This window comes from Agromyces humi (genome assembly GCF_009720255.1).
GTDB classification, from domain to species: domain Bacteria; phylum Actinomycetota; class Actinomycetes; order Actinomycetales; family Microbacteriaceae; genus Agromyces; species Agromyces humi.
Genome location: NZ_WJSP02000562.1, coordinates 1 through 1,847, shown reverse-complemented (window position 1 = coordinate 1,847; position 1,847 = coordinate 1). Strand labels below are relative to the sequence as shown.

1 protein-coding gene is annotated in these 1,847 nt (G+C 75.0%); it reads left to right on the top strand.

Going from position 1 to position 1,847, the window contains the following annotated elements; translation table 11 throughout:
* Window positions 1-196: 196 nt before the first annotated feature.
* Window positions 197-1,847 (top strand): phytoene desaturase family protein (locus GH736_RS22280; protein WP_159607151.1); only part of this gene is annotated, 1,651 nt, incomplete at its 3' end.

Below are 1,847 nucleotides of genomic sequence, written 5' to 3'. Positions count from 1 at the left end.
CCTGCGCGATCGGCCTCGGGCTCGGCGTGCGGGCGATGCGCCGGGCGGCCTGAGTCGCGCGCCTGCCCCGGCTTCACCGAGTGGGCGAAGTCGGCTGGTTCTCCGCCATGGAGCCGCCGACTTCGCCCACTCGAGCACAGAGGGCGAGCGGATGCCGCAGCCGCTCGCCCTCGCCCCCATCACGTACGCTCGTGGGATGCCCCACGACGTCGTGATCCTCGGCGGCGGACACAACGGCCTCACCGCCGCCGCCTACCTCGCCCGCGCCGGACGCTCCGTGCTGCTCCTCGAGCGTGACGACCACCTCGGTGGCGCCGCCGTGTCGGCGCAGGCGTTCGACGGGGTCGACGCACTGCTGTCGCGCTACTCCTACCTCGTGAGCCTGCTGCCGCAGCGCATCATCGACGACCTCGGCCTCGACGTGCGGCTGGTGCGGCGCCGCTACTCGTCGTACACGCCAGACCCGGCCGACCCGACGCGCGGCCTGCTCGTCGACCGCGAGGCGACCCCCGAGGCATCCGCTGCCGCGTTCGCCCGCGTCGGCGCCACGGCCGACGCCGACGCCTGGAACGCCTTCTCCGACCAGACCGGCCGGATCGCGGAACGCCTCTTCCCCACGCTCACCGAGCCGCTGCTCACCCGCGCCGAGGTGCGCGAGCTGGTCGGCGACGACGAGGCCTGGGAGTCGCTCGTCGAGCAGCCGCTCGGCCGCTCGATCGATGAGCGGTTCGCGAGCGACCTCGTGCGCGGCGTCGTCGCGACCGACGGACTGATCGGCACCTTCACCGATCTCGACGACCCCTCGCTCGACGCCAACCGGTGCTTCCTGTACCACGTGATCGGCGGCGGCACCGGCGACTGGGACGTGCCGATCGGCGGCATGGGCTCGGTGACGGGCGAGCTCGCCCGGGCCGCGCGTGGGGCCGGCGCCGAGCTGGTGACGGACGCCGAGGTGCTCGCGGTCGACCCGGCCAGCCGGGTCCGCTACGTGCGCGACGGCGTCGAGCACGTCGTCGAGGCCGAGGTCCTGCTCGCCAACGTCGCGCCCGTCGTGCTCGACCGCCTCCTCGCTGCGGGGGCGACGGATGCCGCGACGCGCCGCGCCGACGCCGCCGCGACCGCCACCGCCACCGACGCCGCCGCCGCCGCCTCCACGGTCGCCCCGCGCGACCAGCCGGCGTTCCGCCCGAACGACCCGCTGCCGGTGCCACCCGTCGTGCGGGAGCGGCTGCGCCGCCTCGCCGAGCCCGAGGGCGCCCAGGTCAAGGTCAACCTCCTGCTGACCCGGCTGCCACGCCTCCGCGACTCCGAGGTCGCACCCGAGGCCGCGTTCGCGGGCACCTTCCACATCAACGAGCTCGAGTCGCAGCTCGACGCGGCCTTCGCCACGGCGTCACGCGGCGGCATCCCCTCGCCCCTGCCCTGCGAGGTCTACTGCCACACCCTGAGCGACCCGTCGATCCTCTCGCCCGAGCTCGCGGCGTCGGGCGCCCACACCCTCACGGTGTTCGGCCTGCACGTGCCGCACCGGCTGCTCGAGCGGTTCTCCAACGACGAGCTGCGCGAACGCCTGCAGGCCGCCGTGCTCGCCTCGCTGGACTCGGTGCTGGCCGAGCCGATCGCCGACGTGATCGCGACGGATGCCGCCGGCCGCCCCTGCATCGAGACGAAGACCACCCTCGACCTCGAGGAGGCGCTCCGCATGCCCGGCGGCAACATCTTCCACGGCCCGCTGTCGTGGCCGTGGGCCGAGGATGGCGTCGCGCTCCCCACGCCGGCGGAGCGATGGGGCGTGGCGACGCGGCATCCGCGCATCCTGCTCTGCGGCTCGGGCGCGGTGCGCGGCG